We start from the raw sequence: 26,582 nt of genomic DNA, 5'->3' as shown, positions 1-26,582 counted from the left end.
TTAATACGACAAAAATTACACATTCCAATAATAAAAAAACACCGAGAGAATATCCCTCGGTGTTTTGGTCAGATCTATTTGTTCAAAAGGTTTAGCATTCTGTCGATCATCACTGCTGCTTCTGCACGAGTGATTTCACGTTTCGGATAGAAGAGGTTGTTTTGACCTTCGACTATCTTATGGGTTTTCAACAGATACACAGAAGTCTTTGCCCACTCTATGATATCTCTATCATCCATGAAGATCTTCTCATTAACGTCTGTGTCTAAGTTGTTTTTCTCCAAGACGTTAGCGATCATCACTGCTGCTTGCTCTCTTGGAATGAATACATCCGGACGATACGTTCCGTCTGTAAATCCTTTAGTTATTCCAGAATCCAACGCTGTCAAGAGTTCTTCAGCGTACCAAGCGTTTTGTTTAAAATCTTTGAACTCTTGTACATAAGAATTAGAATTTGTATAACCTAATGCACGTTTGGCCATAATTGCAAACTCTGCACGAGTGATCTTTTTATTTGGACCAAATGTGCCGTCCGCATAACCTTTCAATACACCAGAAGCAGTCAAGTTCTTGATTGCTTCTTCAGCAAAGTTTCCTGAAATATCAGAGAAGTTTGTTTCTGGTGCTGTTGGAACGGTTACCGTTCCATCGTCCGTGCCTGGAACCACTACAGTTCCTGGTACAGAATCTTTGTCATCTACGGTTGGCTGAGTTGTAGTTCCACCACTCGATGAACCTCCAGTGTTTCCACCACCTGTAACAGGAGGGGAAGGAGGCGTTGTAGGTGTAGTTCCACCAGTCCCTGGATTTGTTGGATCTACAATTGTTCCAGGAACAGTAACACCACTACCATCAGCGGGTGTAATTACACTAACTTCCTCTTTAGCAACTACCTCTTCAGTACCATCGGCTTTAAGGATAACCGCGATGATATCATAGTGATAGTTTTTACCAGGGTCAACACCCGTTTCACTGAATTGCAACATCCCATTTACAGGGGTTTCAATACCTTCGTCTCTAGTCTCACCCGTTGCGCTATTGTAATAAGTTACGTGATACGTACCGTCTCCTACAGGAGTTGCTTTTGTTTGTGGGTTCCGTTCAACATACATTACGGCTCCTTCAACAATTTTATAATTGAAAGTGATTGTACCTTCCATTGGTTTAGATGGTGCAATGACAATGCTTTGTGGAGCTGCAGGCGTTGTAATATCAATCACATTAGAATCCAATGTTCCCCACTGGTTACCCGCAACCACCTTATAAGTGTGTTGCTCTTGTGGTCCCACGTTAGGATCAGTGATTGTATTCAGCGGCCCATGATACACCAGGTTTTCACCATCTTGATACACATCATAATACGTAGCCCCAGCCACAGTCGTCCAACTTAGACCTACTCTGCTATGTTCAACACGGTTTGCTTTGATAACCAAGTTACCCTCAGGTGCTTGGCCCTCAATTGGCTCTGTTGGAATCGTTACAACTTTGACTGCTTCTTTACCTAACACGCCGCCTTTATAAGCAGCTACTTTATAAGTGTAGGTAGCGCCAGGCATAATATCTTCCAAATCTTCATCCCACCATGTGCCCATAGGAACTCCGATAGACATACCATTCCGGGTAATCAAATATTCATCTGCACCTTCTACCGCATCCCAATCAAGGCGGATGTAATTCCACTCCAGATTAGTAATACGAAGATTCACAGGATAAGGCAGTTGATTAACTAGTGTAGTGGCACTTACGGTTGCTTCTTCACTTTTTGCTGTGCCATTACTAGCTACAACTGTGTAATCATAAGTTGTGCCGCTCTCCAATTCCACGTCTGTAAATACAGTTAATGGACCTTGGTAGACAATGGATTGCCCTTGTTTGACGATATACTCAGTGGCGCCTGCAACAGCGTTCCAAGTCAACTTAACATAAGTTGCTTTTGGATTCGCAACCAGATTAGCCGGTTTGTCCAACACTACCGGTATTTTCTTCGTTACGATAAACAGGGTAGCAGGTTCACCCTCAATTTTACCTGTTGAGGACTTAGCTTCTGCGTAAATATAAACGGTGTAGGGACGATCATCACCCAAGCCCTTTGCAGTGAAGAATGTATCTGTTCCTTCGTATACAAAGTTATTATTAATCTTAACCCAGTAACTTGTTGCGCCATCTACTGCATCCCAAGAGATGGATGCCTCGTTATGCGTAGTTTCTGCTTTAGGATTCTTAGCAGCAGGCAGTTTCTTTGGATCTTTTGTTTTAATAGTGAAAAGCTGTGTTCCACTCTCACCAAAAGCATTAATAGCCGTGATTTCAACGCGATATTCAGTTTTTTCTGGAAGGTTGGAATACGTATAAGTCAGGTTAGGACCTCTGTAAACCTCAATTCCATTGATGACTAATTTATACTCTGTAGCACCTGTAGCGGCATCCCAAGTTGTTGTAACTGAGTGCTCGTCCGACACTACTTTGAAGTTCATAGGATTGGATGGGGCTTTAGGAACAGTTACTTTTTCAGTTACTGTCACTAAAACGAAAGGCGAAGACTCACTCGTTTTAACACCGTCAAAAGCTCTGACTGTGTACAGATAAGCCTCACCCTCTACAGCGTTTTTATCCGTGTAAGAAGGGCTGCTAACCGAGCCAACTTCTACTCCATTACGGAATACCTTATAAACCAAGGCGCCGCTTGTTGCATTCCAACTGATCTTAACATTACCCGCTTCTGTGCTATTCACTGTTGGAGTCCCTGGAGCTTCAAACTTAATCTCAGCTTCGGGAGTGGTTGAGGAAGAAATCGCTCTCTCACCATCAACTCCATTTCTAGAGGCAAACACTTCTACAACGTAAGTTGTATTAGGGAGCATATCATGGAAAATTTGTGAAGTACTTTCCGGGCCACCACTATACGCTACTTCTCCGTTGATGACTAAAGTGTACTTGTCTGCTCCCACTACCGGATTCCATGAAGTAACTAATGAATTTTTATTAATTACGTTCGTACCAAAATTGATCGGTGCAGGTAGCTTCGACTGCTCTTCTTTAGTTCTTACATTTAAACGTACCTTATCGCTCTGTGTTCCAATACTGCTATTTGCCCACACTGCAACCGAATAAGAAGTACCAGCAACTCCTGAAGTGTAAGTAAACTTAGGTGATATTCCATTATAGGCCAGAGTACCATTGACAGTTACAGTGTAACTTTTTGCACCTTCAACAGCGTCCCAACTGAGGGCTATACTACTGTCAGTTGTAGTTGCAATAACATTTGAAGGCTTGCTTATAATAGGTCGAGCCGCTTTTGTATACACAGTTAAACTAGGGTTTAGTGTAGGAATCCCCACAGTGTTTTTATGTCCCAAGCCTAGGTTACCTACAGCATTGTACCCCCAGACATAGGCGTTTCCATCCTCATCCACAACTAAGCTAGTTTCTTCCCCCGCAGATACATATACAATATTCTCGGGAATCCTATCCGCCTCTACCAAGAGATTTGTGGCTTGTGTGGTCTCAAGGTTTGTTGTAGATCCTAGTTGTTTATATTGAAAATGATTTTTACCATAAGACAGAACATTTCCGGTTTCTCTAAGGACTAAAAAATGGTCCTTACCCATAGAGACCTGCTTAATATCTGTAGGAGTATTCGTCAGTTCCCTGTAAGTTGGCAGACTATCTGCATTCCTCCAAACAACTAACTTGTCTTGCTCGTTCAGTGCAACAGTGAATTCCCACCCTGACCAGAAATCTTTAAATTTCCCTTGGCCCAGAGAAGTGAATGTTGGAGTATTAGAATTTATGTATCCCAATTCTCCAGACTCTAGCAGAATTAACGTCTTATTAGAAGCAAACTGAGCTTTTTTAACTCTCTCCGGCAACTCTATTTTGGTAGGTGTAGATGTATTGTATTTTGCAGGGTAAACATTGTAGGATAGTGCTCCCCAAAGATACAAGTCCCCGTTCTTTCTCGCTAGGTTACTTCGAGCATATGTTTGTATCTGATCAACATCAGAAAGATCTGTAACTTTTTCTGGGTACTGAACATCATTGTAGCTACTGCCTACTTGAAGTTTGTCAGCACCCCAATAGTAGATCTCTCCAGATGTATCTTGCACATAAGTTGTTTTAGAATCTGAGGTCATTTGAACTATGGGGCGCTTGAGTTTTCCTTCTCCTTCAGGATTTTCGGAAGCTTTATCGTACCCAGCGATAGATCTACCCCAGGAAGCGTAACCACCGGTAGACGTCACCAAGTAACCTCCATCAGAATTTAGCTGGATAAGGTTATCCAATACTCTAGTAGACCCGGTCTCAGCACTTGCTTTACCTCCACCAAACAGCGGCAAACCTCCAACTAACATACTTGCTGATAAAACTACAGACAATACCTTACTAAACTTACCTTTAGGCATATGTAAATCTCCTCGCCATTTTTATTTCTACACCAAACTTATAAAGCTAAACGCATATGGTATTGTCACAAAACTCCTTTCGATCGTAATTTCATTAGGACCATAGGCCCAACAGAATGACAAAAAAAAATAAACTATGTGCATGGAATTAACACATCAATTCATTGACTGACCAACATATTATAATACTTTTCAGGTAAGTAGCCAAGACATTTGTTGAATTTAGTTAATACGACATGCCTACTTTAAGTTCATCGATCAAGCTAAAGTCCTATGGTCTTGAGACCTAATTTCTTTACATCTAGTTCTTGATATTAAAAAGAACCGCTCACAGAAAAATCAGTGAACGGTTCTCGATAGGGTGGGAGAGAGGATCAGCTAGTCCGTGTTATCTCGACTGGCTTTTTTTGAATTTACAATGGGTCTTCGTCCAGAGTCAGTTTGAAGGATTCGATCTCATGAATATCAATGTGATTCATGATTAGAAAAGCATTTATGTTTTCACCTGGAATAGCGACAATAATTTCTTCGTCTGGAACACCTTTGAGTGACGTATCCGCTGCACGGATATCGGATGCTGTCGCATAATCGGTATACTCGTCAAACAACTGATAGATGTTGAACTGACCTTCCGTTTCAGTTTTTGTAACAATGTACGTATTTTCATTTTTATAGCCTTTGTGAATCAGAGGATAAGAAATAGGTTCCATTTGGTATATGTTCTCCTTTCGGCGTCAGCCGAGTGTATTCGCCGAATGAATGGGCGTGTTTTAGCAGGGGAGGTTTGTAACCTTCAGGTGTAGTAACTGAAATTACTTGAATATATTGTAATCGTAAAAAAGAAAAGCCAGAAAGGCAAGTGTATTGTTTAGCGAGGACCTTTACCTAAGGTTGAATGGAATATCAAAGAAACTCCAAAACGTTTAAAAGTCGTGAAGTTTGCTTTAAAGAATGTTCTGTCTGATTTTTATTGCATGTCTGATCGTTTGAGGGAGAATACCGTGTACTACTCGATACAAGAGCGCAGCATTAGAAGGAGTTCTTTTAAAGTATTTCTTAAAGAAGTACTTCTTTGTGTTAAAAATTTTAACTAGGGGGGTTGAAATTTTTAACCAAATGAATTCGGTTTTTGTTTAGTTAAAAATTTTAACCAAACGATTTCTGTGGATAACTAGTGTTAAAAATTTTAACCAAACGGAATTCCTTACGTTAAATTTTTTAACCAAAGCTTATGTTAAAATTTTTAACCAAGTAAAAACTATCCACAGATTTGTTATGTTAAATTTTTTAACATAACAAAAATATAGAAGAATACGAGGAAGATAAATGTAGAAAATAAAAAAAAGCGGGAATATTGCTCCCGCTTTCTTGTTATAACATGATTTGATCTGCTGTTTTGATGATGATGGGACGTTTCATTCCGGAGTATAGCGTGATGGCATGTTCTATTAAATCCATGTAACTTCTGTTCAGCCAGTCTCTCGCAAGCTCGTGACTGGTGACGATGATGATCTTACCTTCTCGAATAAGTAGATAGGTTTCTCCGAACCATGTTTGATAAGACGGTAAAGTAATCTTTGTCTTAATGAACGAGCAAACTTCTTCCCACAGACGAGTTTCTTCGACGGTCCGAGTTTCTTTTGCCTCTTCACTTTTTCTCTCTATGTATTCTTTGATACCAGATCCAATTACAGCGGGATGGGGTTTGCGTTCGAAACCTTGATTCTCGATCATTGCAACCGGAGATACTTCTGGAACGCTTTCTGCAAGTTCTATGTCGTATGACTCACTCAAACTTAAAATATAAGCATTGTGACTTTCCCGAATAGAATCGGGTAACTGCGCAACCAAATCTTCACTGAGCAGTGGTATACTTGCTCTTACTTTGACTCGCGTGGCATCATTCATGCCGGATTTCTTTTTACTTTCTGCCCAAAACCGCATTACAAAGGCGTGTGATTCCAAGATGTCCAGGTACTTCGTAAGTGTCTGACGGCTGATGCCCATCATTTCAGCCATGTTATCGATTGATCGAAACGGCATGTCGTTGTTGATACACATACGATGATAATTGATGTATACCATTGTAGCTTGAAACCCGAGTATGGGTTGCCAATAATCTAAGATATAATTCTCGATAATTGTTTTATTACCGGATCTTGCGATTAAAGATTTTCCGAATCCTTCCAGATTGAATGCAGCAACTTCGCTTGCAGTGAAATAGATTTTTTTGTTTACTGTCACGAGATCCTCAATCGTTTGATCCTCGCGTTTTCTCGTACGAGACACCTTTTCTGCCGTAGCTACATAACGGAAATAGGTGACATTTTCATTGCTGTGTTGTTTCACGGAAATGCCCTCCCAAATTGACAAAGGGGCGATTTATCCGCTATACTTACCGTAACTATATTACTGAATGAATATGTTCTCCCTTCCTTTGGATTTAGTCGTCTTTAAGGTTGGTGAGCATAGCGATTATCATCGCCGGAGCCACTCCCTATTGCGAAGGGGAGTGGCTCTTTCCTTATTGTTCATCATATTACCACAGTTTCTAACATTTGCGAACTCAACTTATTAATACCAAGCTTTGGATAACTTTTACGCAAAGTAATCATTCACAATAGGTCAGAATCCCTATTTTATATTATCGGAATTAGATCTCATTTTTGTTAAATAATATTATACAACGACAATCTGTTTCTTGAATTACATATAAAAAGCCCATACGGACTCCGTATGGGCTTTTTATATATTTATAGATTAGAATAAGTTTGAATATTGATTAAATGATTATAAAACAATTGATCCAACAACGTTTTTAACGAAATTTATGTTGCGATTCAGTGTATATTTGTTATACTTGAGGATAGACATCAACCGATTAACGATGGATCAGACGGTGAAAGGATTATAAGGGAAATGACAAAAAATACGTATACGGAACAGGATTATTTAAGAGACACTCATGCGCATATTGCAAATGTACAGGGACATATGCAAACATTTGCCACTCTACTGAATTCGCGATCCGTCGATCATGACAAATCCAAACTTGAAGAACCGGAAAAAAGCATTCTGCACCAGAATACAGCAGAGTATAAACGATATAAGTTCGGTAGTACCGAGTACGAAGCGCATTTGAAAAAGGTAAAAATTGCGCTTGATCATCACTACACGATGAATTCGCATCACCCGCAACATTACGAAAACGGTGTTGCTGGGATGGACCTACTAGATATCGTTGAAATGTTTTGTGATTGGCTTGCGGCATGCCGGGAACACGGGGACGGTGATATTGTTCATTCTATATTGGAGAATAAGAAGCGCTTCGGTTATTCAGACGAATTAGTTCAGATATTGATCAATACGACAGCACATTTTGATACATAGATCAGAAGAGATCATAAAGAAGATATGTAGGATCACAGGCCCGAAGTAATACATGCAAAAAAATGATCGAGAATTTATTCTTCATGTAGCAAGGTGAAAAAGAGATACAAACGAATTATAAACACGCCGAGAATCAGGGCGTGTTTTTCTACATCCAAGTATTTTTTCACTGTATGAAGTATGTAATATAGTCACAAATTTTATGATTTAAAGTATATATATTGTATGACAACGCAAATATTGTGATATTTATACGCATATAATGATTAAATAATTACATATTTTATATAATATTTACTTAAAACAGCAAAATAATATGATTATTTATGAGAATTAAGCATATAATTTACGCATTACTTGCTCCGACGCAAGTATAATGATACAATTTTCAAGCAGTCAGTAAGAGTCTGTGAAAGTATATAGTTGATGTCGATTTTGAATTCTTACATATGAACAGGGGAGACGAAAAATGAACTCGTACTTCGGCTCTGCCTCTACTTGGAGCGATTGTTATTAATGGTTGATTCTATTTCAGTTGATTTGTTACAACAACAAAATATGAGTCGATTTGAAGTGAATAACGGATGTTATTTTTTGAATGGCCGAGAAGTTTCAGCAGATGAAGCAATTACTTCATTGGTACGCAGCGTACAAACTCTTGGAGATATGGTTCAGAGTCAGGTTGATGTAACTTGCGGGGACGCATACGCAAATAGACAATTGATTGAATGGCTCCTGAATAAAAGTGGTGTGACTTGCTATCAAATTAGCAAAAAATCCAAAATCTCAGAGGCTACTCTTTCCCGAATAACAAGTGGAGAGACGTCTATGCAGGCTATACGCTTCGAAACTGCCATCAAGTTGACTGATTACGCCAAAAAGATTTATGAAGAACGAATGGGTTCTGGTAAGGCGACTTTTGAGAAAGGAAGGGATTATTAATGAGCGAGAAACGCAAACGTATTACGTTCTGGGAATCAGAGTCTGAAGTAATTAGAGAATGGTGCAAGGCTCAAACCAATTTAGGAACGAGTTTTGACCTTATTATTGCAGATGCGATAAAGGCCTATGGAAAAGGTGATGTAATTAAAGCTCATCTGAATCAACGTATGTTGGACATGCAGTCAGAGGGTCAGTCACAGTACCAGCCTTCACAACATGTATCACCTCGGTCAGAAGCGACTTCGACATCTTCTGCTACGGTCCCATCTGAACCGAGAACTCAACAACCACCTCATGATAGTACTCCCACTGGAAATAGGTTCCGTGAGGAAACAACATCAGGATCAAGAGATCAAGGAGATTCTTCTGATCTAGGTGGAATCGGCGATATGATTCGGAGAGAAGCGACTTCAGGATCAAGAGATCAAGGAGATTCTTCAGATACAGGTGGAATTGGCGATATGATCCGGAGAGAAGCGACTTCAGGATCAAGAGATCAGGGGGATTCTTCTGATGTAGGAGGAATCGGTGATATGATTCGACGCGAAGCTACAGGTTCGTCGTCACAGCCTCAGACAAAAGAATCTTATAACCCCAATCGCGAAGAACAAGAGTCCTCCTCGTCCGATAATAATCTTAATATTTTCCTTGGAGACTCGGATAGTCGTTTGATTTGATAACTTTTACTGAGCTGCCAATCGGTAACATAGACTAGTGGCTCATCTTTTTATAAATGGTGAAAAACGTAATAAAGGGAGAAGATAAGACTATGGCGAAAGCTATTTTGCAAGCGAAAAAAGCAGGGCTTGATCTGGGTAACGGTTATGTTAAAGCCAATATTAATGGAGCTCTCCGGGTCTTCCCGAGTGTTACCGTTAAGCAGTTTAACCGGGATGCCTCTCCTGTTGGCACAGATGATATGGACCATTTTATGAATGATATTATCAATCAAATGGATTTGAGTTTTGTCAGTCCGCTTGTCAAGTCAACAGAGCGTCGTTTATTCGGTGAACGTGCGCTTAAATCAGGTATGAGTGTTGAGGAATTTGATGTATTCGCTAACGTGGGAAAATCAGAAGTTGACTTGTCCGGGGTTCTTGGACTGGGCACGATTGCAGCTGATAGTCTGTACAATCATTACACAACTACAGGTAATTTGCCGGAAGGTGGGGTATTGCACGTTCGAGTTGATCTTGCTACTGCATTGCCGATCGACGAACATAAACGCCGTGCGAAATTCTATCGGGATCTGTACCTGAACAATGGAGCATCACACATTGTCACTTTCCATAATTTTGAGAATCAAATTCGAGTTGAAATTATCTTTGATTATGTGATGGTTGTGAATGAAGGTGAATCCGCACAATACGGACTCATGCTTGCGAAAGACGAAGTACTAGAAATGATTCGTAAAGAAGCCGTTAAACGTTTCCCAGGTGGTGAGTTGGATGGGATCACGGGGAAAGAACTCGTTAATGCTGAAAATACACTTGGTATAGACATTGGAGAAGGAACGATTGACTGGGCCGTTTTCTCGAACGGTAGATTTAATCCAGATGCCAGCTCGACCCTCAAACAGGGTTACGGTGCAGTCCTCGAAGAAACGCTCTCTATCTTGCAAGACGAGGGGAATGCGTATCGTTCACGGAAAGAGGTAGCGGAGTTCCTTCACAAGAAGCCATCACGTTTTATGGAAAAGAAATGGGATAAGGTTAATAATATCAATCAAACTCAAGAAGATCGCTTTGCAGATTCAATTTCAGGTGAAGTGAGCAAAGTATTCAACAAAGTGTCCGGATTCATTGAAGTCATTTTTGTTTTCGGTGGCGGAGCAACCCCGCTCGAATGGACTCTATTCCCGAAACTGCAAGCCCGTGTTGCTGAGTTCGGGAAGGACAACCTATTGCCGATCGTGTATCTGGATAGTGCGTTCTCCAGATTCTTAAACGTTCAGGGTTTGTACCAGGTATCGCTTCGCCTACGTCCGAACCGTAAAGACGCTTCGTAGGTTCCTGGGCAAAATAAGATACAATCCATTCAAAAGAAAGGAGTACGCGGATTGATCGCGGGCTCCTTTTCTATTTTGGTTCTAAGAACAAATTTCTGATAAAAAGGGGGACTTAATATGCCACCGAATCTACCACCGTCACAGCACGATCGACCTCAGCGTCAATTCCGCAGCACACGCGTGCGCTATGATGAACAAAAGATCGTGCATGAACGTGAGAGCGCGGGGCAGACGATGTCCAAGCAACCCAAAGAAAAAGCTGCGGCAGTTAAAAATGATACCACCAACGGTATACTCATGTTGTTTTTAATTCTTACCTTGTCACTTGTTAGTTTTGCACTGATTAGACAATACCACGTATCTGAGCCTGATCTAGTACCCGCACAGCAGACGGTGTCGCCGGGCTTGCCGGTGGCCATACCGGGTGAAGATTAATCCTCTACATACCGTTAGTGATGTACATATCTTCTCGTTACAGTTTGATAGTTTTGAAAGGTTGAAGAATTTTTAGTATGGAGCTCCGATGTACCGTATGCGCAAATAAAAAAAGCCAAACTCCTTAAGGAGTTAGGCTTTTTTGGTGGTATCCAATTAGTGTGTAACTTCGGCTTGGAAGTCATCTTTGTACGACTTATCGGCATTGTAGAATACAATGTCACCATCTTTCAAAGTGAATGTCCGACCCCAGGAGTCCTGCACGCTGCGGTTGTAACCTTCCATCGTCCACTGATTCATCAGTGGGGCGTTGATGTACTGCAGGTGAGGCTGGCTGAGGTTGCCGTTTTTAATGCTTTCGATGTTAAAGTTCAGTACGATGTATCCGTCTTTCAGGAAGATCGGATCACGCTTGGTCAGGGCTCCGTTCGTACGACTATATTCGGCCAAGTTCGTTCCGGATTTGACGACGTATGGCTCACCTGGTAAGGAATACTGCCCGTACCATTTTTGAATGGCGGCGTTTGCCCTCGCGTTATCCACTGAACCTGGTAAGTTTGCTTTCGGTCCGATGAACGTCCGGATCTGTTCCGGAAGAAGCATCAGGTTGAATCCGCCAACCGGCGTTTTCTCCTTGGTGAAGCGGCGGATGTAGTCCGCGATGAACAGATCGCGGCTCACGCCGTTCATTTCGGCGAAAGTATAATAGTTGTCGTACTTATACCGAGCTGTGTCGGTTAGTTCTTCTTCTGGTACGTTCCGTAGCCTGTCGTTCAAGATAACAAATCGTTTTTCGGTATCTTCAGGCGAACCGACTTTGATAAACGTCCGATGATCATCATTGTAGTAGAGATCGACGGGCGTTTTTGTTTTTCCATCGCGAGTGACGAACGTGAAGCTTGGTGTGATGCGGATACCATCCTGCTTGCTGAACATATTACCTTTTGTCTTAAGATCAAATTTGACGTGATAACCGGTCTTAACGCTCACGTTTTTTGTTCCTTCTAGCGGGTTTTTCCCCGGTAGAATGGGTAGCGTGAACGGCTGTCTGTTACCGCGCGCAGCCCCATCGATACCGAGTAGGCCGGTCCAGTAGCTATTACCAGTAGGCGTAAGGCTACCTGCTTGCGTACGGAAGACCATTTCCCAGTTATAGTCTGCGATGTCCGTGATGTGGAAATCATACAGACGACCGATGACTTCAACGTTGACGGTATCTGACGCTACATGGTTGATCAGATCAAAGTTAGCGTCCTGCTGCGTTGGCCTCACGTCTGGTGCATTTTCCGCGATATTACGGTAATGGACGATGTAGTCGCCTTCATCAACCCATACGGGCAGGAAGAACTCGGTTGTGAGTTGCGGTACGGGAATATTGATCCAGGTGTTTTTCGGATAAAACGTCGACTTGTCTCCGGAGTAGACATCGAACGGGAAGTAGACTTCTTTGCTCTTGAAATACTTCGCGTAATCGCGATTTCCGTATCCCGGATAGTTTAGATGCTGTCCGTTCGTCGGTATCGTCACGGTAAATGGACGATCGAGGATGAAGGCCATCCGACTGTAGTTCGGTGTCGTCTTCTGGTTATGAGCCTGATCGTCAGATGCCGATGAGTAGTTCACAACGGGCGTATGCACCGTTACAGGGTTGATCCCACCTATTGGGTAGGTATCGCCCGGAGCGGCGTTATAATTGGCGCTGAGTGGCTTATACGTTATGGTCCCGCTACTTGCCTGGCTCTGCTTATTAATCTTAGAGTTCGGAATCATGTTTCCCGGGCTGTAAAGGACATCTCGACTGATCGTCGTTGGGTCCGGTACTCTTGTTGGGTCTTGCGTTTTTTTGTCTACGACGCTGCCGTTCATGAGTGTTTGGCCATTAAATACAACAGTGTCGTTATTAACTTTGACCTGAGCAATTTTGCTTTCGGTTAAAGCTTGTAACTCTGTGCTTTCCCCAGGCGGTATAGATGGCATTGTTGTTCCACCAGGTACGGTTTTATGTGGAGCAGAATAATTGCCGGGACCCGGGTCTGGAACGTATTTACCTTCTCGGGTAAGCGAGACGATAGGAGGGACGTAGCCAGCTGGATGAATCGTGATCTTTTCCCCGTTAAATGCGTAGTTTTTTAATTCGGCACTGTCAATTGAGTAGACACCTAGTTTATCTACAACCCAATAGGATAATGTACGTTCAACATGGATTGGATAGTCTTTGCTGTCTGGTGCTGATTGAGGATCGGGCAATCTACCATTTCCATTTGGATTGGGTTTTCCGGGGTCCCATGTTAGTGTATAATCCCGCGAGACGGTTAAGTCATACTTGCACACTCCGACTTTTTCTTGGAATTTATATTGATGTAGATAGTTATTCGCTAGAACGTTACCATACAAGCTCTCTGAAGTTGGTATGCCTAGTAGAACGTCAAACATTTCACGGTCACGCTGATCTGCTTTGATTACGGCGCTTGCGTTTGGATTCATTTTTTCTCCTTCAATAACGCGGCCGTCTGTGATCGTGCAACTACTCCCCGGTGGATCGGGATTCGTCACACCATTATCGGTGAAGATTTCATAATGATCCGGATATTGATATGAGAATGACGAGTATGTGTAATTGTAAGCGGCGTAGTAATAAACCATGGCTTGTGCTTTTTTGTTGTTGACGTTGTATTCAACCATATCTGCAGTATTATTTTGCCTAATATAATATTTATATCCAGCCCGATAATGATTCTGGTTAAATGTAATTGTTGCAAAATCGAGACTTCGGGTTGGCCCGTCTATTGCACCTTTTTCTAGTCCAGCTAAGATCTGTATAATTTCAGTTGAAGTATCAGATCTCCCTGTTATACTTAGATTCCCTGTTTCTACATCTTGTTGCCTATCATCGGTTACTCGTTCTGTTGATGGAGTGGTAGGGTTTTGTCCGTGAATGATATTGGATCGGTCATCGATAAACGAAGTTTCAAATGAAAGCCTTGCACCGTCGATGTCACCATAAAAGGCCTTTGTTCGGGCGTATTTAACAGTCATTTGAATTTTTTTTCCCGGAAATTTCCGGTAATCTACGCCATTAATATCTTCCGTAGTAACTTCCTCGTCGGAGATTGTACCTAATGTTCTCCAAGTGTCACCTTCACCTGAAGCGTACCAATTCCTGTATTCCCCAGTCTCACCACGACTCCAGGCAAAATAGGAACCGGCAGATCCGTTTTCTTTGGATGTGACCTCGTGTTTTTTTCCGTTAAATGAAATTGTTTGATTGAAGGTCTGAGCATTGACGTCAATGCTCCTGACTTCCTGATCTCCTCTATAGAATACAATTTTCTGTATTTTATTATTTGCTCCAGCGTCTTCAGAAATGGTAGTGGTGGCCGTTGGGTTTTTTGAGAAAACCCAAGCTTCTCTTTGAGGGTGTTTTTTTACACCAGTCGCACTAGCATAAGGTACTTCTTTTTTTACCGAAGCAGCTTCAGACTTTCCCGCTAATGGAAAAAAAACACCCAGCATACTGCTCGATAGGAGCAGTATGCTGAGCCCGACAAACAATAGGCGTCGTCGGTTTTTTTTCATTATTGGTTTCCTTGGAGACGTAACGGAATGCTTTCACTAAACAGAGATCCACCTGCTGGTGTTTGAAGTCTAATTACCAAGTCGGTTTGTTGTATAGTTCCAGTTTTCGGAATCATGACGGCAGGTATATCAGTCCGCGTATTGCGATAAACGCGCGAAGTTGTATTTAGCACCCCTTTCTCGGTATATGCATCGAAATCAGGACTTTCAAATCCATCGACCCGGAATTTCAGATAATCATAAGTGTTATATTTCTTAGGATCTTTGTTAAATACCGTTTTACCTTTGAAATACAGGACGTAACTGTTCTTCTGATCTTTGACCATCAAGTTATTGACATCAGGTCGGTTATTGAACCATTTGAGCGTATTGATTGGCGCAATCAACCCAAGATTTGGATCGTTAGGGTCAGCAAGATCAATCGCGATAAGAGCCTCCAGCTTACCTTGATACAGTCCATCTTTCGATGTGATTGTCATTTTACTCTCATCCCACATATCCTCGATCGACGCCTTGCCAGCACGTTTCCAATCGGATTCCGGAGTAACCCACATCTCTGGCATCACCGTGAAGATATTGGTACCATGCCAAGCGATCTCAGCGTTACCAACAGCATATTTATCGGTGTCCAGGTAAGTGCCCGTGTTTTTAGTAAGGATACGCTCGATCAGAACAACAGCCTGAGCACGTGTGGTCAGTCCTTTTGGAGCAAGCTGTCCTTTACCAACACCTTGGATCAGACCCGCTTTCGTTGCTAAGTACATCCATTTGTCATCCTCTTTTGTCGTTTCACCAATCGAACGAGCTGCCATACGCGCCATTTCATCACGCGTCATAACTTTGTTCCATCCAGCGTCGTTGTTTGAAAAATCGGCACTCGCATACAATCCAGCTTTGGTCGCCGAATTCACGTATGGAACGTACCATTTGCCAGAAGCGTTTTGTACATCAAGTTCCATAGCAGCAACGACCATTTTGGCGAATTCAGCGCGCGTGACGCTAACATCGGGTTTAAATGTTCCGTTTGTGTAACCATCGATGTAGCCTTTCGATACAGCCTGTTGAACAGCACTGTAAGCCCAGTGACTCGATTTAACGTCAGTGAATTGCAAGGATGCTGCTGAAGCTACTGTAGCGGCTTGAACGTGTTGTACGGTGCTACCCAGCACGCCTACAGTAAGCACTGCTGCCAGCGCAATGCCGGCAATTTTAGTGAATTGTTTTCTCATGGGAATCTCTCCTTTTATTCGGTTCTCTTGGTTTGGTAGAATACCTACTTTGATTCTTTAATCGGTTGCATCTGACTAGATGCAACTTGTTTTTTCTGGATTGGGTAGGATACCTACTTTGAACCTTTAATCGGTTGCATCTGCAGATGCAACTTGTTTTTCTTGAGTGGGTAGAATGCCTACTTAATCCCTTAATCGGTTGCATCTGCAGATGCAACTTGTTTGTCCTGGAACTTTACAGTAGGAGAAAAACACACTCTATTTATTTATCGTCATCATAGGCTAAAGCGCTTTGCTTCTCTATTTCGTAAGAGGGAAATATCCATACCTTGCTGCATCTTTTTCATTCTCAAATCGCTCTTCTACGCGTCCTGGCAGCTTCGATGCGTCACGATCGTAATATTTGATCCCGGTTCTCGGGTCGGTCGTGGCATACAGTGTTTTTTTCTTTTGTAGCCGGCCGCCACCGAAGGCGTAGTTGTTATACTCCTGATCACCGACTGGGATGCCTTGTACGAAGGCAACGATCCCAATATCATCAATCCCATTATCCCATTCTTCTTGGGAAATCTGCGGCAGCGTGAAGATGTAATCGACCCCGTAGCGTGTTGCGTATTGATTATGCCGGTTAATTACGTAGGCTAGATCATTTTGAATACCACTGATAATGCTCTGCCTGCGTACGCTCTCGAATGTTTGTGGATCTTTCAGTAACGTAATTTGGGTTTGGCTTGCGACTTCATGTCGCTTTCCTTGAACCCAGCGATCCGTGCCTTTGTTATAACTTTTCACGAAGTCATCGAGGGAAAACTGTACGATGTTCCCTTGTGCATCTGAATAGGAGTACGGTTTCTTCGGCGACCAAACAGGGCGGAGCTGAGTCTGACCTTTGGTATCTACAAATGATTCGGTGGAATACACGTAATATCCATCATAGTCGACCACCAGGATTGCTGGAATGTATCCTGCAAGATTTCCGACGGCAACGGCATCACCATTAACTCCAAAGTTTAAAGCAAGTGTACGGTAAAAGGTTTCGACTGCTCGTTCTTTGTTGGCCCGGAAGAACTTCTTCGAGCCATACCCGGGCTCATAATCCTGATCGACGGTATCATTCATTACATTCGCTGCATCCTGGACTGCTGTTTTCATCACGACGTCGTATCGATTAGTGAGTTGAATAGCTCGTTCAAGGTCATTCAACCGCATCGATGTGATTTGAAATAAAGGAAAAAAGATCATAACGAAAATAATCGCGAAGCTAATAATCTTCATTTAGAACCATTCCTTTATAGTTCATTAAAACAGTCGCGGATTGCCCTGTGTTATCGTTCATGAGAAAGTCCCAGAGCTGGGTAGCGGCTGTCCGATTGATATTGGTTAGATTGATACCGATATAGTCGCCAACCTGCATGGTGTAACGCCGAGACGTATCGTCGTTTGGCAACGTGTTATTAGGAAACATGACGGGCATGATTTGATCGTTGTAATAGGCGGTGTAATAGGTCGTGAAATCGCCTTTGAAAGTTGCCGGATCGGCTGGATCGCTGTAATTCGGACTGATGAGCTTATGCAAGTGTTCTAGCTTTATATCGTATTGGTTGCCGGTTGCGGCAAGTTGACTGCTAAAATCGGTCCACATTTGTGGTGTGATATAGCCTTTAGTTCGTGCGCTGTCAATAAATTGAGTAGAAGCACTTTGCACGATCGTATTGGCAATCTTGTCCTGGCTACGGGCCTGTTCATAGAGTGGATACATAAAGAGTAGTAGAACGGCCAGTAGGGCGGCAAATATGCCGGTTACGTATTTCATAGGGTCGACTCCTTTGATCCTTACAGGCTGGTAAATGAAACCTTAAGTAGATAGCCTGACTCGTCGCGGCTGTAAATGGCTTTGTATTTCTGACTCAAATTGATAGCGGCAGGATTGAACGAGGTGTACGTATCGAGTCTGCTGTACATGACTCCGTTAACTTCGATATCGATGTCTCGTTCTTCAGTGCGAATCAGATTGACGATCGCGGCGCCCATATAGATTTCTTGGCCAGGCGTGTCCAGTTTAGCTTTGACCTGTCTGTCGTTATCCGCATTCAGTTTATAGGCAATTTCGGTACCGTCGTTAATCGCGGCAACAACATTCACCGCGTTGGTGGACGCTCCAAGAAACAGAAAAAATATGGCGGCAAGTAACATAAAACTGCGCGCATTCTTGTCCATTTGTAGTCTCCTTACAATATGGCTTTAAGAGAGAATCGCTCCCCCGGATGATTTCGGGGAAGCGACGGGGGAGGTTTTCTTATTTAGTTTGTTTGAATATAATACCGCGGACCATATTGTTTTCGTCGCGTACGATAGAGGATTTGAATTTACCTGACGGGTTGATGAAGTTGTTATTTGATTCATCGAGAGCAGGCCCTAAGTCTGTATTTTTAACTGTGCCGGTGATTACACCATCCGTTTGGTTGAACGTGCTACCATAATAAGTCGCTCCGGCTTTACCCGTTAGGACGTAGACGCCAAACTGATCTTCATTGTTAAATTGTCTCACAGCATTCATGACTTGGCTTCCGGAAAGGGTTGTGTTCTCGTAGATCGTGAAACGTGTCTGCGAAAGTTGCGTTTGAATCGTTGAAAATTGTGTTTGACCTTCTTTTGCTGCATCCTGCGACGAAATGAAAATGACAACGACTGTTGTGATCAGAGCGAGTGTTAAGAAAATACCGGCTGCTAGTTTTAGTCCATCTGTTGCATTACTTCCCATAGTGAATAGTCTCCTTTAAATTCGGTTTTAGAGTTGGCTGATTTGCTTGATCAAGTCTTTCATTTGAGTAAATGACGAGTAGAGGAAAGGCAATATTATGTAAGCAACAAGCATGAACCCAGCGGGTGCGAACCCGATATCTTTACCCCAATTAGCTTTACTTTCAATTAAGCGGTTCATGGTTTCATTTTTTTGCTCTCGGTAGTACTCTTGCTCCATTTCTAAATCGTCGAAAGCTTCTTGAATTGAAATACGTTCTACGCTGTTTTCCAGACGTTCTACAAGTCGTACGAACTCAGGGTAAGGGGCGTCTTCTTTAAGCCTTTGAATTGCAAAGGTGGCGCCGCTGTCGTAATCACTTAAACACCGCTGTAAGGCAGGTTTGAAGATCGTACTGAATCGTTCTAACCATTCCAGGATCGTTTGAACGTCGATCCGGTCCAGTTGGCTCAAAATTGAGATCAACATCCGGAACTGTTCAACTTCGTTTTGCATATCGACTCTGCGGATTTTCCGTTGGAACAGCATCATCCAAATTGGAGCATAGTAAGTAATAATTCCGAGTGCGAGCGCAATTATAAGCTCGTACCATTTAAAATACTCATTATCCAGTTGCTCTATTTTTGCTATGATTCGATCCACATCCTGGTTGATTTGCACGGCGCTCGTGGTCCCGCTGATCATGACTTCAACTTCTTGTCTGACGCGTTCTTTGAGCGCATCATCTCCTCCTTTCAAGCTTTCCATGACGCGTCGATCGAATTCGGTCTGTGCAATCGATTGGTCCTTGTCTTCTTGAGACATTTGGCCGATCATGAGTCCACCATTGTTATACGTTGGTGCATACAAAACTTGGCGTGTCTGGTTGATGTGTAGTCCAACCGATACGGCAATCGCGAATAGCACAGTGCTGACACCGAGCAGAAGACGTCGGAGCGTCAACCATTCGATCCGTAGGGGCGAATTCGAATCCTTAATGAGCATCACGGTGTTGTAGTATTTTCTCGTGTGCCGAGCTGGGACAAATCGATCCACCATAAATTTGATGTATTTTTTTTCATATACCTTCTTCTCCCAGCGTTTGCGCGAAGGTTTAGGGATATATTTTGATTCTTCAGTTTCGGCCAACTTGCGAATGAGTAGGTAGGCTACAACGGATACCGCGTACATCATGAGCTGCATAATGTATCCGATTCGTCCACTATAAAAAGCACTCATACCAGGGAAATAAGTCTCAGCCCAACTTTGAATCGGAAAGGAAAGCAAGATCGGTGTCAAAGCAATGATCGTTAAGCTATTGAGTTGATAGCTGAGCCGATTCTGCCGCAGGATGTCAAAATTGATTTCCTGTACGAATTTTTTTATAGCTCCAAGATATAGAGAACCTCTTCCAGTGTTTTTATCCCCGTATTCCCGAATGATGTGGGTGATGCCCGTAAAGACTTTCAGATACCGGTTTGGTGCGACTTCATAATAGGCATTGAGCGCCTTTTCCGGATTTCTTGCTGTGAGTACGCGGTGAATACGTTCCCCATGAAGTTTCATATCATGAGCTGCAATCTGAGACGCTTGGTAAATCGATTCATCAATCATTTTAGTCGATTGGTATTGATGGCGATTATCTTCTAAAAAGTCACGAAAATCGCGTTGTAGCTGCCGTTCGATCCGATGAACGAACATATCAATTAGCATACCGTTCAAAACGATACAACCAATGATACCGAGCATGATCATTAGTAAACTTTTTCCTAACAGGGCGAAAGCCAAGATGAGGAAGAAGGTAATCAGCAGGGTCATGTACGTGATACGCATCGTTTCTTTTCGAAGTGTGAATTCATTGTACGGATTCACGACGGCTAGTCGTTGGCGGATACGTCGTACCTGGGTACCGAAGATTGGAATCCGCGTCGAGCGTACATACGACTTTTGATAGAATTGGACAAGCTTTGGGTTTTCCTTGCGCGTACCGCTTCGCTTTTGAGCCATCCATTGTCCAGCATTCATTCGGCCGATCTGATTTTTATTTTTACGTTTCTTCAGTGCAAAGATGAGCATAATGACGCCGAAAGCAACGACGTACCCAACAATAGAGAGCCAGAGAATCGTTGTTAAGTTCATGAGGCTGCTGGCCCCCAATACTTGTCGAGGAAAGCTCGAAACGCTTTAGCGTCTTCGGTCGTCATGTTTTTCGCCATCATTTCCACTTTTCTCGTTGACGGACGATTGACGGGAATATAGACACCGTCTTTATATTCAATGATGTTTTTTGCTTCCCACGGACTACTGGTCATTTTTTTGTAGTAGCTGAGGTTTGCAAGAGCAAGCGTTTTAAGATCCATGTTTTCTTGTTCTATCTTTTTCTCTAGTTCTGTAAATCGGTTACCGTCCTGATCGAGAACTACACATTCCGTGATTCGTTCGATGTAACGAGTACCGTTTTGCTCTTTCTCCAGATGGACATCAAAGCTGATGACATTAGCAACTTGTTCTTCAGCGATTCGTTCGTTTTGGAATGTACCCGTTTTAAGCAGTGAGTTTCTCAGTGACCAGATCAGATCTCGCATCGTTTTGGCGTGATGACTGAAAATCGTGAATTTACTTGCGACCTGAGCCATCTGAACGAGCCATGCCGCAACTGGATCTGTAGCGACCTCACCTAGGATATTAACCGTTCCGTCTGTTTTTTTCTGAACGTCCAGACCTTCTTGACCTGTGATCTTTTCAGTCTCTCGGAAAGCAAGCGTATTCCGCTCAGGATACAGACGGCGAAGGTGAAGCTCGAAGGCGAGTTCTTGAATCCGCAGGTTGTACATTCCGTAGATCGATTTGATAATCGCCATCAGCAGAGTTGTTTTACCTGAACCTTGTTCTCCAGTTACAGCAGTAACCTGGGCACCTTTCATCAAGAAGTCGAGCATTTTCATCACCATATCGGCGTTTTTCACGCGGTCAGCAGACAACAGGCGGTCGAGAACTAGATTCGGAAGGTCAAACTTCCGTATAAAGAACGCCCAGCTTTCGGCAAACGGTGGACGAACGACGACGACGCGTGAGCCATCTTGCATCTCGTTAACGATGAATGACTTAGCTTCGGAGAGTTGTCCGGGATTACCGTACTTGTATACGTTTTGGCAAACACGTCTGAGTTCAAGGTCAGAACCAAAACTCAGGAACGAGAGGTGGATGGACTTACCTCTATAGAATATCCAGACGCTATCGTATCCGAACGGGATCTCGCCGCGCATACCTTGCATCATGTCAATTTCGTGTTCAACCGTATTCATGTTAACCGGAAGTCCGGATACACCACCCGATACACCGTCGATCGTTTGATCTCGAATCTCGTCGATAGGTCCAAACCCTTTATACAGTTGATAAACACGCTGAACAATGATGTGGAATTTGTCTTCGAAAGAGAGTTTTGGGCTCTCTTTTTTATAAATGTCTCGCATTTCCTCACCCGTGATGACATAGGACTGGGTTTGTCCGTTTTCGATCACTCGTTTGAGTCTCGCAAGATCATAGGCTTCGATTAGCTTACTGAGTGCGTTAAAGCCATGCTCTTGTTTGTACAGATAGAGCAGGATTTCAAACTTGTCTTGATCGGTGAGCAAGTCCTCGTCGTTGAACGGTATAATCTGATTGATATTTTGTTCGGTAATTCCGTAATTTCGAGACAAGATATCGTTAATGAATTCCTTCACGTACAGCTTGTCAGGCAGGCTGCCGGAGTTGCAGTTTTTCAGCGCCGTTTTAAAATGCGCAACGTCTTCTTTTTGGCGATCGAATTCTTCAAGTGACAGTCCGAGATCCATTAAGTTGGTGTTGGCGTAGTCATTAATCGCTTCGGTCGCGAATTCCAATATCGAGTCGATGTTCAGATCCTCGGCGTCGACATCTTGGGCTTTAACTCCTGCATATGGATCCTTCCGTAAGATAACGAAAAAACCAATCCCGACGCCTGCTACGATAACGATGATAATGAGCAGATTAAGCCACGACATCAGGAAGCCCCTCTTTCTTCGGCGTCAATTCGTTTGGCTTTGGAATCGATGCCTATTTCATCTAGCAACTGTTTTGCTGCCCGTTGTACCTCGTATACGAATTCGTAATTGGGGTGTCGCCGGTCGGCTGCTTTGTTTGCTTTATAAAAACTTTTCGTATCGCCGTCGTTCACTGCGTCCTTGAACGTGGTGTTGTAAGGGACGATTAAGCCTTTAGAGCTTTTATATTTTCGTGTGACGTTGGCGGCTTTATATTTTGAGTGACGATCATGCTGAGTGAAGAGGAGCACGATCTTTTTGCCGACGAGTGTCCTCGGCCAGATTTTTTTATTGAAGTAAGTGTCGAGTGAACGCCAAGATTGTGGTAAGCAGATCACGACGACATCCGATGAAGCAATAAGTTTCCGACTGAGCTCGCTATCGTCTCCGGAAGGGAGGTCGAGCAGTACTAAGTTGTAATATCTGGTGGCCTGCTCAAAAATGCTTCGGATGAGATCAGATGCTGTTTCGAATTTCGCATGGTCAATTTGATCCGAGCTACTAAGCAAATCGAGTCTGCCTTGTTCGATGATTTGGGTATTGTTTTTAACGGCACCCGCTTCGAGTTTACCGCTCCTGGCAATACGGATCACGGCATCAAGACCCGTTCCGGATACATGACGAGTTCCGGATATATTTCCTAAGGTTCGGTTGAATGTGTTCAGCGAGCGAGAGAAACTATGTTCGAGCGATGATTCGCGATTTTTGGTTTGGGATATCAAACATCGAACATGATATTCGCTACCAATAGCGGCGGCTATAGCCGCTATACTGCTTGTCTGACCGCTCCCAGAGTAAGGACTCCAAAATGCGATTTGACCCATGTTATTTCCTCCTTTCTGCCTGCTTATAAAGCTGAGATGCTAGTTTTGCATTGGTGCCTTCGGTGATTTGAACCAGATCTGTAACCAGGTTTCGCATAGCAGATGTTAATCGCTTCATATGAAGTTTTCCCGAGTACTGGTTATCGATTTTTTGCATGCGGTCGCGGTCATCGGGGGTGTAGCCTAAACTTTCTTCCCAGGTGATCGGGTAAGCAGCCAACGTTTCGTCAATATAGGCTTCACCAGGCTGCCGGGCATCTTCAATCAGCAATTTATAAAACGGAAGGGCATCAGAGGCTTCAAGAGGCTCTGTAAACGCTTGAATCAGATGCTCCCCCCTAACAATTGATGTTATATCCATACTGGTGACAAAGAAAAACCGGTGCGTTGACCGGTAGGCGGGCAATCGTTCGGGATCATCGATGTCGTAAATGACATGATCATAAATACCGAGACGTTGTTTTTTCAATTCATCTTCACTACCGGTAAAGACATCGAATCCATCATACGTGACAATGCCCGGCTCATAGTCAATCCGGGGAAATAGATATTGATAATTTTGCTTCTTCGTGGCGTCCACGAGAAGAACGCGGCGGGTTATCGATAGCACTTTTGCCAGATAAAACAGCAGATCGCTTTTCTCGTAATCGCCGATAAAATACGTTTTTTTCATCGTATTACCTCACGATCTTCCCTTACTGGTTTGTAGTGCTACCGTCATCTACGATCGGTGGATCTTCCGTCAGCGGATTCGTTTGCGTATCCGGGTTGATCTTGGATGCGTTTTGTTTATTGTTGAGATACTTTTGAATTTGCTCGGGTGTTAACTCATTCAAGTTATTTTCAAGTTTTTGGCGTAGCTTACGTTCTAATGCTGTTGTGGCTTTCTGAACGATATTAGGATCGCTCTCGATAAGATCGAGAACAGCTTGGTTTGCAGGATATGTAACTTTTGCTGCTTCTTGAATGCCCGGTTCGACGTAGCTAATCGAGTAAATTGATGCATCATTAAGGTAGGCATCTACAATTGCTGAAGACATCTTAAGAATTTCCTGTTCATTCATCGTGTGCCACACGGTACCGTTGTTTAAATCTTCGACTTGTTTCTTAGCTAGAACGATAAAGTCCTCACCGCTCGGGAATTTGACCCGGACGTCCACATAATCGTTTTTCTCAAGCTTCGTCGGCAGTTCGATCATACGGAACTCTTGATTCCGCAAATCTTGTGGCGTGATACCGTTCTCATATAGCATCTCTTGAGTGAGTGGGGTGCCTGCCGTTAAGGCGATCTTGGTGAATTTCCCAATGGCGCTATCATCAATAATCGCATCAGCAGGAACTCTGGTTGCATCAACGGTAACGTTCTGGAGATCCTCGGCTCTGATTCTTGTTCCAGCTTGGATGTCACTAGTTAACCCGTAGACGAGAGCCTGGCTGGCAGAAAGTTGACTGATTTGATTTTCATACTGAGCGATTTCTACTGCGTGTTTTTCATTCAGGTTATACACGTAGTATCCACCGATTCCCGCAAAGGGGATGAATACGATAGCCGCCCCAATTAAGGCAGGGACAAGTTGTTTATTTTTGCGAAAGCGATTTTTCGCCATTTCTGATCTCCCTTCGATCGTTTTTATTTTTTTCACGATCTTATGATTCGTAAGTCGTAGGCCGATAAACATAAAGGGCCAACAACAAATTTAAGACTATATATTTATTCAATTTTAATAATAAATTACTTGAACTCCCCTCTGTATTCAATGATATTCAATCATTATCAGTTTATATCAATTCAAGAGTTTAGTAAATGCTCTTTAGCGTTTTTTGGTATTAGCGTTGTTAAACAAAAACAACACCCACGCCATGGCGTAGGTGTTGTTGATTCTAAAGACTCATTTCACAACTTTGGTCCTATTCGAATGTGATGGTTACCTTAGCACTTAAACTAAACTAAAAAATGCAAAAAAAAGGACCCCATAAAGGGGTCCTTCGTTTTAGGATCATATTGCAGGGCGGCGTATCCTGATCTCTGGTGACTTGCCTTTCGACAAGCGCGTGGGGAACCTTTCCCACCTCTAATGATCCTTAACTTATAGTATTATTCGAAAGGAGGGATGTCAACTTATTAACGTTATCAATTTACGTTAGTTAAAAGGGGCTAATCTTCCACTCTTAAGCCTTTTTTGGACTTTATGGACTCCATTGTCTAGCTCGAAAAAGGTAGATAAGAATATGTACCCTGAGGGGTCTAACTTGATCGCTAAAAGCAAATGAGGGCCAATGACCTTGACTAACTCTACGCTATTTCCCTCTTTAGGGTTCTGTCCAACGTAGTCCGGATTTGCAATCATGCTAGGGATTAAGTGACCATATTGTTCGATTATACCCGGATGATTTCGTTGAACATGCCTTATAGCACCGGGATACATTTGTACAAGATCCGTAGGGAAATCCACTCCGGTAAGGCTTTTGATTTTAACGACATCCAGTTTGCCAACAACCTGGATGTCTTGAGAATTTAGATTAAGAGAGTATGGTTGCATATCTATATTCCTTTCGATGTTCGAAGTCATTAAATTAGAAGTTAATTCATACGTTTTTTTAGAAATCTCCTTACGTAGTGGAGCCCAAGGTCTATGCTCGATATTACCGGCATAGACCGCGAGCTAATTTACGTTGCTTTGGAGTAGACTGTGTTCTGGGTATTGCGCGTGTTGGTGATACGGGTTATGCTTATTTTGTTACGTGGTTATGCGGTAGCAACTCTTGGTGGGGAGGCTATCGCTTTTTTGCGTTCAAATAGAAAATCAAGGATGCTATGAAGGCCAACAATGCAAAAATGAAAATACCGAAGTTGAGCATCATATCAATTGCCTCATATGTAGTCATCCAATCACCTGCCTTTCATTTGGTATTTGTGTAGTTACACTTTCAAAAATTTAATTGGCGGCGGTAGCCGCGAGGTTTTAGTTTT

At 42.9% G+C, this 26,582-nt stretch carries 21 protein-coding genes; 5 read left to right on the top strand and 16 right to left on the bottom strand.

What is annotated here, in order from left to right; all coding sequences use genetic code 11:
• Nucleotides 1-74: 74 nt before the first annotated feature.
• The 3 genes from MKY44_RS30765 to MKY44_RS30755 form a co-directional block, all read right to left on the bottom strand.
• The gene (locus tag MKY44_RS30765; RefSeq protein WP_341010336.1) at nucleotides 75-4,403 is read right to left on the bottom strand and encodes an S-layer homology domain-containing protein; all 4,329 of its coding nucleotides are present in this window, start codon (nucleotides 4,401-4,403) and stop codon (nucleotides 75-77) included.
• Between the two features lie 413 nt (nucleotides 4,404-4,816).
• Nucleotides 4,817-5,113: a hypothetical protein gene (locus tag MKY44_RS30760; protein WP_249913367.1), complete on the bottom strand. Its 297-nt coding sequence runs from the start codon at nucleotides 5,111-5,113 to the stop codon at nucleotides 4,817-4,819.
• A gap of 661 nt (nucleotides 5,114-5,774) precedes the next feature.
• Nucleotides 5,775-6,752, bottom strand: coding sequence for a DnaA N-terminal domain-containing protein (locus MKY44_RS30755; protein WP_341010334.1), 978 nt, complete (start codon nucleotides 6,750-6,752; stop codon nucleotides 5,775-5,777).
• Between the two features lie 570 nt (nucleotides 6,753-7,322).
• On the opposite strand from MKY44_RS30755, the gene MKY44_RS30750 reads away from it, so the two are divergent.
• From MKY44_RS30750 to MKY44_RS30730, 5 genes are all read left to right on the top strand, one after another.
• Complete coding sequence (locus MKY44_RS30750; RefSeq protein ID WP_341010332.1) at nucleotides 7,323-7,793, top strand: DUF5662 family protein; 471 nt, start codon at nucleotides 7,323-7,325, stop codon at nucleotides 7,791-7,793.
• A gap of 516 nt (nucleotides 7,794-8,309) precedes the next feature.
• Nucleotides 8,310-8,735 carry a hypothetical protein gene (locus MKY44_RS30745; protein WP_341010331.1) on the top strand — a complete coding sequence of 142 codons (426 nt, stop codon included), beginning with the start codon at nucleotides 8,310-8,312 and terminating at the stop codon, nucleotides 8,733-8,735.
• Nucleotides 8,735-9,412 carry a hypothetical protein gene (locus MKY44_RS30740; RefSeq protein ID WP_341010329.1) on the top strand — a complete coding sequence of 226 codons (678 nt, stop codon included), beginning with the start codon at nucleotides 8,735-8,737 and terminating at the stop codon, nucleotides 9,410-9,412. Before MKY44_RS30745 ends, MKY44_RS30740 begins: the two co-directional genes overlap by 1 nt.
• Before the next feature lie 92 nt (nucleotides 9,413-9,504).
• The gene (locus MKY44_RS30735; protein WP_249913362.1) at nucleotides 9,505-10,743 is read left to right on the top strand and encodes a ParM/StbA family protein; all 1,239 of its coding nucleotides are present in this window, start codon (nucleotides 9,505-9,507) and stop codon (nucleotides 10,741-10,743) included.
• Between the two features lie 117 nt (nucleotides 10,744-10,860).
• Nucleotides 10,861-11,178, top strand: a complete 318-nt coding sequence (locus MKY44_RS30730) for a hypothetical protein (protein ID WP_249913361.1) — start codon at nucleotides 10,861-10,863, stop codon at nucleotides 11,176-11,178.
• Between the two features lie 156 nt (nucleotides 11,179-11,334).
• Here the strand turns inward: MKY44_RS30730 and MKY44_RS30725 are convergent, their stop codons facing one another.
• From MKY44_RS30725 to MKY44_RS31590, 13 genes are all read right to left on the bottom strand, one after another.
• Nucleotides 11,335-14,754 carry a DUF5704 domain-containing protein gene (locus MKY44_RS30725; RefSeq protein ID WP_341010328.1) on the bottom strand — a complete coding sequence of 1,140 codons (3,420 nt, stop codon included), beginning with the start codon at nucleotides 14,752-14,754 and terminating at the stop codon, nucleotides 11,335-11,337.
• Nucleotides 14,754-15,983, bottom strand: a complete 1,230-nt coding sequence (locus MKY44_RS30720) for an S-layer homology domain-containing protein (protein ID WP_341010327.1) — start codon at nucleotides 15,981-15,983, stop codon at nucleotides 14,754-14,756. The genes MKY44_RS30725 and MKY44_RS30720 overlap by 1 nt, the downstream gene beginning before the upstream one ends.
• Before the next feature lie 300 nt (nucleotides 15,984-16,283).
• Nucleotides 16,284-17,258 carry a hypothetical protein gene (locus tag MKY44_RS30715; RefSeq protein WP_249913358.1) on the bottom strand — a complete coding sequence of 325 codons (975 nt, stop codon included), beginning with the start codon at nucleotides 17,256-17,258 and terminating at the stop codon, nucleotides 16,284-16,286.
• Nucleotides 17,245-17,796, bottom strand: a complete 552-nt coding sequence (locus tag MKY44_RS30710; RefSeq protein ID WP_249913357.1) for a hypothetical protein — start codon at nucleotides 17,794-17,796, stop codon at nucleotides 17,245-17,247. Before MKY44_RS30710 ends, MKY44_RS30715 begins: the two co-directional genes overlap by 14 nt.
• Nucleotides 17,797-17,816: 20 nt before the next feature.
• Nucleotides 17,817-18,200 carry a hypothetical protein gene (locus MKY44_RS30705; protein WP_249913356.1) on the bottom strand — a complete coding sequence of 128 codons (384 nt, stop codon included), beginning with the start codon at nucleotides 18,198-18,200 and terminating at the stop codon, nucleotides 17,817-17,819.
• A gap of 79 nt (nucleotides 18,201-18,279) precedes the next feature.
• Nucleotides 18,280-18,744, bottom strand: a complete 465-nt coding sequence (locus MKY44_RS30700; protein ID WP_249913355.1) for an ABC transporter permease — start codon at nucleotides 18,742-18,744, stop codon at nucleotides 18,280-18,282.
• Between the two features lie 27 nt (nucleotides 18,745-18,771).
• Nucleotides 18,772-20,862 (bottom strand): hypothetical protein, encoded by a 2,091-nt coding sequence (locus MKY44_RS30695; protein WP_341010326.1) that lies wholly within the window; start codon nucleotides 20,860-20,862, stop codon nucleotides 18,772-18,774.
• Nucleotides 20,859-22,748: an ATPase, T2SS/T4P/T4SS family gene (locus tag MKY44_RS30690; protein ID WP_249913353.1), complete on the bottom strand. Its 1,890-nt coding sequence runs from the start codon at nucleotides 22,746-22,748 to the stop codon at nucleotides 20,859-20,861. Before MKY44_RS30690 ends, MKY44_RS30695 begins: the two co-directional genes overlap by 4 nt.
• Nucleotides 22,748-23,611 carry a hypothetical protein gene (locus MKY44_RS30685; RefSeq protein ID WP_249913352.1) on the bottom strand — a complete coding sequence of 288 codons (864 nt, stop codon included), beginning with the start codon at nucleotides 23,609-23,611 and terminating at the stop codon, nucleotides 22,748-22,750. The genes MKY44_RS30690 and MKY44_RS30685 overlap by 1 nt, the downstream gene beginning before the upstream one ends.
• A gap of 1 nt (nucleotide 23,612) precedes the next feature.
• Complete coding sequence (locus MKY44_RS30680; RefSeq protein WP_249913351.1) at nucleotides 23,613-24,284, bottom strand: hypothetical protein; 672 nt, start codon at nucleotides 24,282-24,284, stop codon at nucleotides 23,613-23,615.
• Between the two features lie 22 nt (nucleotides 24,285-24,306).
• Nucleotides 24,307-25,218: an SAF domain-containing protein gene (locus MKY44_RS30675; protein ID WP_249913350.1), complete on the bottom strand. Its 912-nt coding sequence runs from the start codon at nucleotides 25,216-25,218 to the stop codon at nucleotides 24,307-24,309.
• A gap of 534 nt (nucleotides 25,219-25,752) precedes the next feature.
• Nucleotides 25,753-26,151: a PBECR3 domain-containing polyvalent protein gene (locus MKY44_RS30670; protein WP_341010322.1), complete on the bottom strand. Its 399-nt coding sequence runs from the start codon at nucleotides 26,149-26,151 to the stop codon at nucleotides 25,753-25,755.
• A 235-nt stretch (nucleotides 26,152-26,386) separates the two neighbouring features.
• The gene (locus MKY44_RS31590) at nucleotides 26,387-26,497 is read right to left on the bottom strand and encodes a putative holin-like toxin (RefSeq protein WP_445670706.1); all 111 of its coding nucleotides are present in this window, start codon (nucleotides 26,495-26,497) and stop codon (nucleotides 26,387-26,389) included.
• Nucleotides 26,498-26,582: the final 85 nt, after the last annotated feature.

Source organism: Paenibacillus sp. FSL R7-0026, assembly GCF_038004485.1.
GTDB classification, from domain to species: Bacteria; Bacillota; Bacilli; order Paenibacillales; family Paenibacillaceae; genus Paenibacillus; species Paenibacillus xylanexedens_A.
The sequence above is the reverse complement of the archived record's forward strand: the minus strand, read 5'-3'. Positions and strand labels throughout refer to the sequence as shown.

Excerpts from the sequence above, each read along its gene's own strand:
- MKY44_RS30765 (WP_341010336.1), bottom strand. The coding sequence starts at position 4,403 with ATGCCTAAAGGTAAGTTTAGTAAGGTATTGTCTGTAGTTTTATCAGCA.
- MKY44_RS30760 (WP_249913367.1), bottom strand. The coding sequence starts at position 5,113 with ATGGAACCTATTTCTTATCCTCTGATTCACAAAGGCTATAAAAATGAA.
- MKY44_RS30750 (WP_341010332.1), top strand. The coding sequence starts at position 7,323 with ATGACAAAAAATACGTATACGGAACAGGATTATTTAAGAGACACTCAT.
- MKY44_RS30745 (WP_341010331.1), top strand. The coding sequence starts at position 8,310 with ATGGTTGATTCTATTTCAGTTGATTTGTTACAACAACAAAATATGAGT.
- MKY44_RS30740 (WP_341010329.1), top strand. The coding sequence starts at position 8,735 with ATGAGCGAGAAACGCAAACGTATTACGTTCTGGGAATCAGAGTCTGAA.
- MKY44_RS30735 (WP_249913362.1), top strand. The coding sequence starts at position 9,505 with ATGGCGAAAGCTATTTTGCAAGCGAAAAAAGCAGGGCTTGATCTGGGT.
- MKY44_RS30730 (WP_249913361.1), top strand. The coding sequence starts at position 10,861 with ATGCCACCGAATCTACCACCGTCACAGCACGATCGACCTCAGCGTCAA.
- MKY44_RS30725 (WP_341010328.1), bottom strand. The coding sequence starts at position 14,754 with ATGAAAAAAAACCGACGACGCCTATTGTTTGTCGGGCTCAGCATACTG.
- MKY44_RS30720 (WP_341010327.1), bottom strand. The coding sequence starts at position 15,983 with ATGAGAAAACAATTCACTAAAATTGCCGGCATTGCGCTGGCAGCAGTG.
- MKY44_RS30715 (WP_249913358.1), bottom strand. The coding sequence starts at position 17,258 with ATGAAGATTATTAGCTTCGCGATTATTTTCGTTATGATCTTTTTTCCT.
- MKY44_RS30710 (WP_249913357.1), bottom strand. The coding sequence starts at position 17,796 with ATGAAATACGTAACCGGCATATTTGCCGCCCTACTGGCCGTTCTACTA.
- MKY44_RS30705 (WP_249913356.1), bottom strand. The coding sequence starts at position 18,200 with ATGGACAAGAATGCGCGCAGTTTTATGTTACTTGCCGCCATATTTTTT.
- MKY44_RS30700 (WP_249913355.1), bottom strand. The coding sequence starts at position 18,744 with ATGGGAAGTAATGCAACAGATGGACTAAAACTAGCAGCCGGTATTTTC.
- MKY44_RS30695 (WP_341010326.1), bottom strand. The coding sequence starts at position 20,862 with ATGAACTTAACAACGATTCTCTGGCTCTCTATTGTTGGGTACGTCGTT.
- MKY44_RS30690 (WP_249913353.1), bottom strand. The coding sequence starts at position 22,748 with ATGTCGTGGCTTAATCTGCTCATTATCATCGTTATCGTAGCAGGCGTC.
- MKY44_RS30685 (WP_249913352.1), bottom strand. The coding sequence starts at position 23,611 with ATGGGTCAAATCGCATTTTGGAGTCCTTACTCTGGGAGCGGTCAGACA.
- MKY44_RS30680 (WP_249913351.1), bottom strand. The coding sequence starts at position 24,284 with ATGAAAAAAACGTATTTTATCGGCGATTACGAGAAAAGCGATCTGCTG.
- MKY44_RS30675 (WP_249913350.1), bottom strand. The coding sequence starts at position 25,218 with ATGGCGAAAAATCGCTTTCGCAAAAATAAACAACTTGTCCCTGCCTTA.
- MKY44_RS30670 (WP_341010322.1), bottom strand. The coding sequence starts at position 26,151 with ATGCAACCATACTCTCTTAATCTAAATTCTCAAGACATCCAGGTTGTT.
- MKY44_RS31590 (WP_445670706.1), bottom strand. The coding sequence starts at position 26,497 with ATGACTACATATGAGGCAATTGATATGATGCTCAACTTCGGTATTTTC.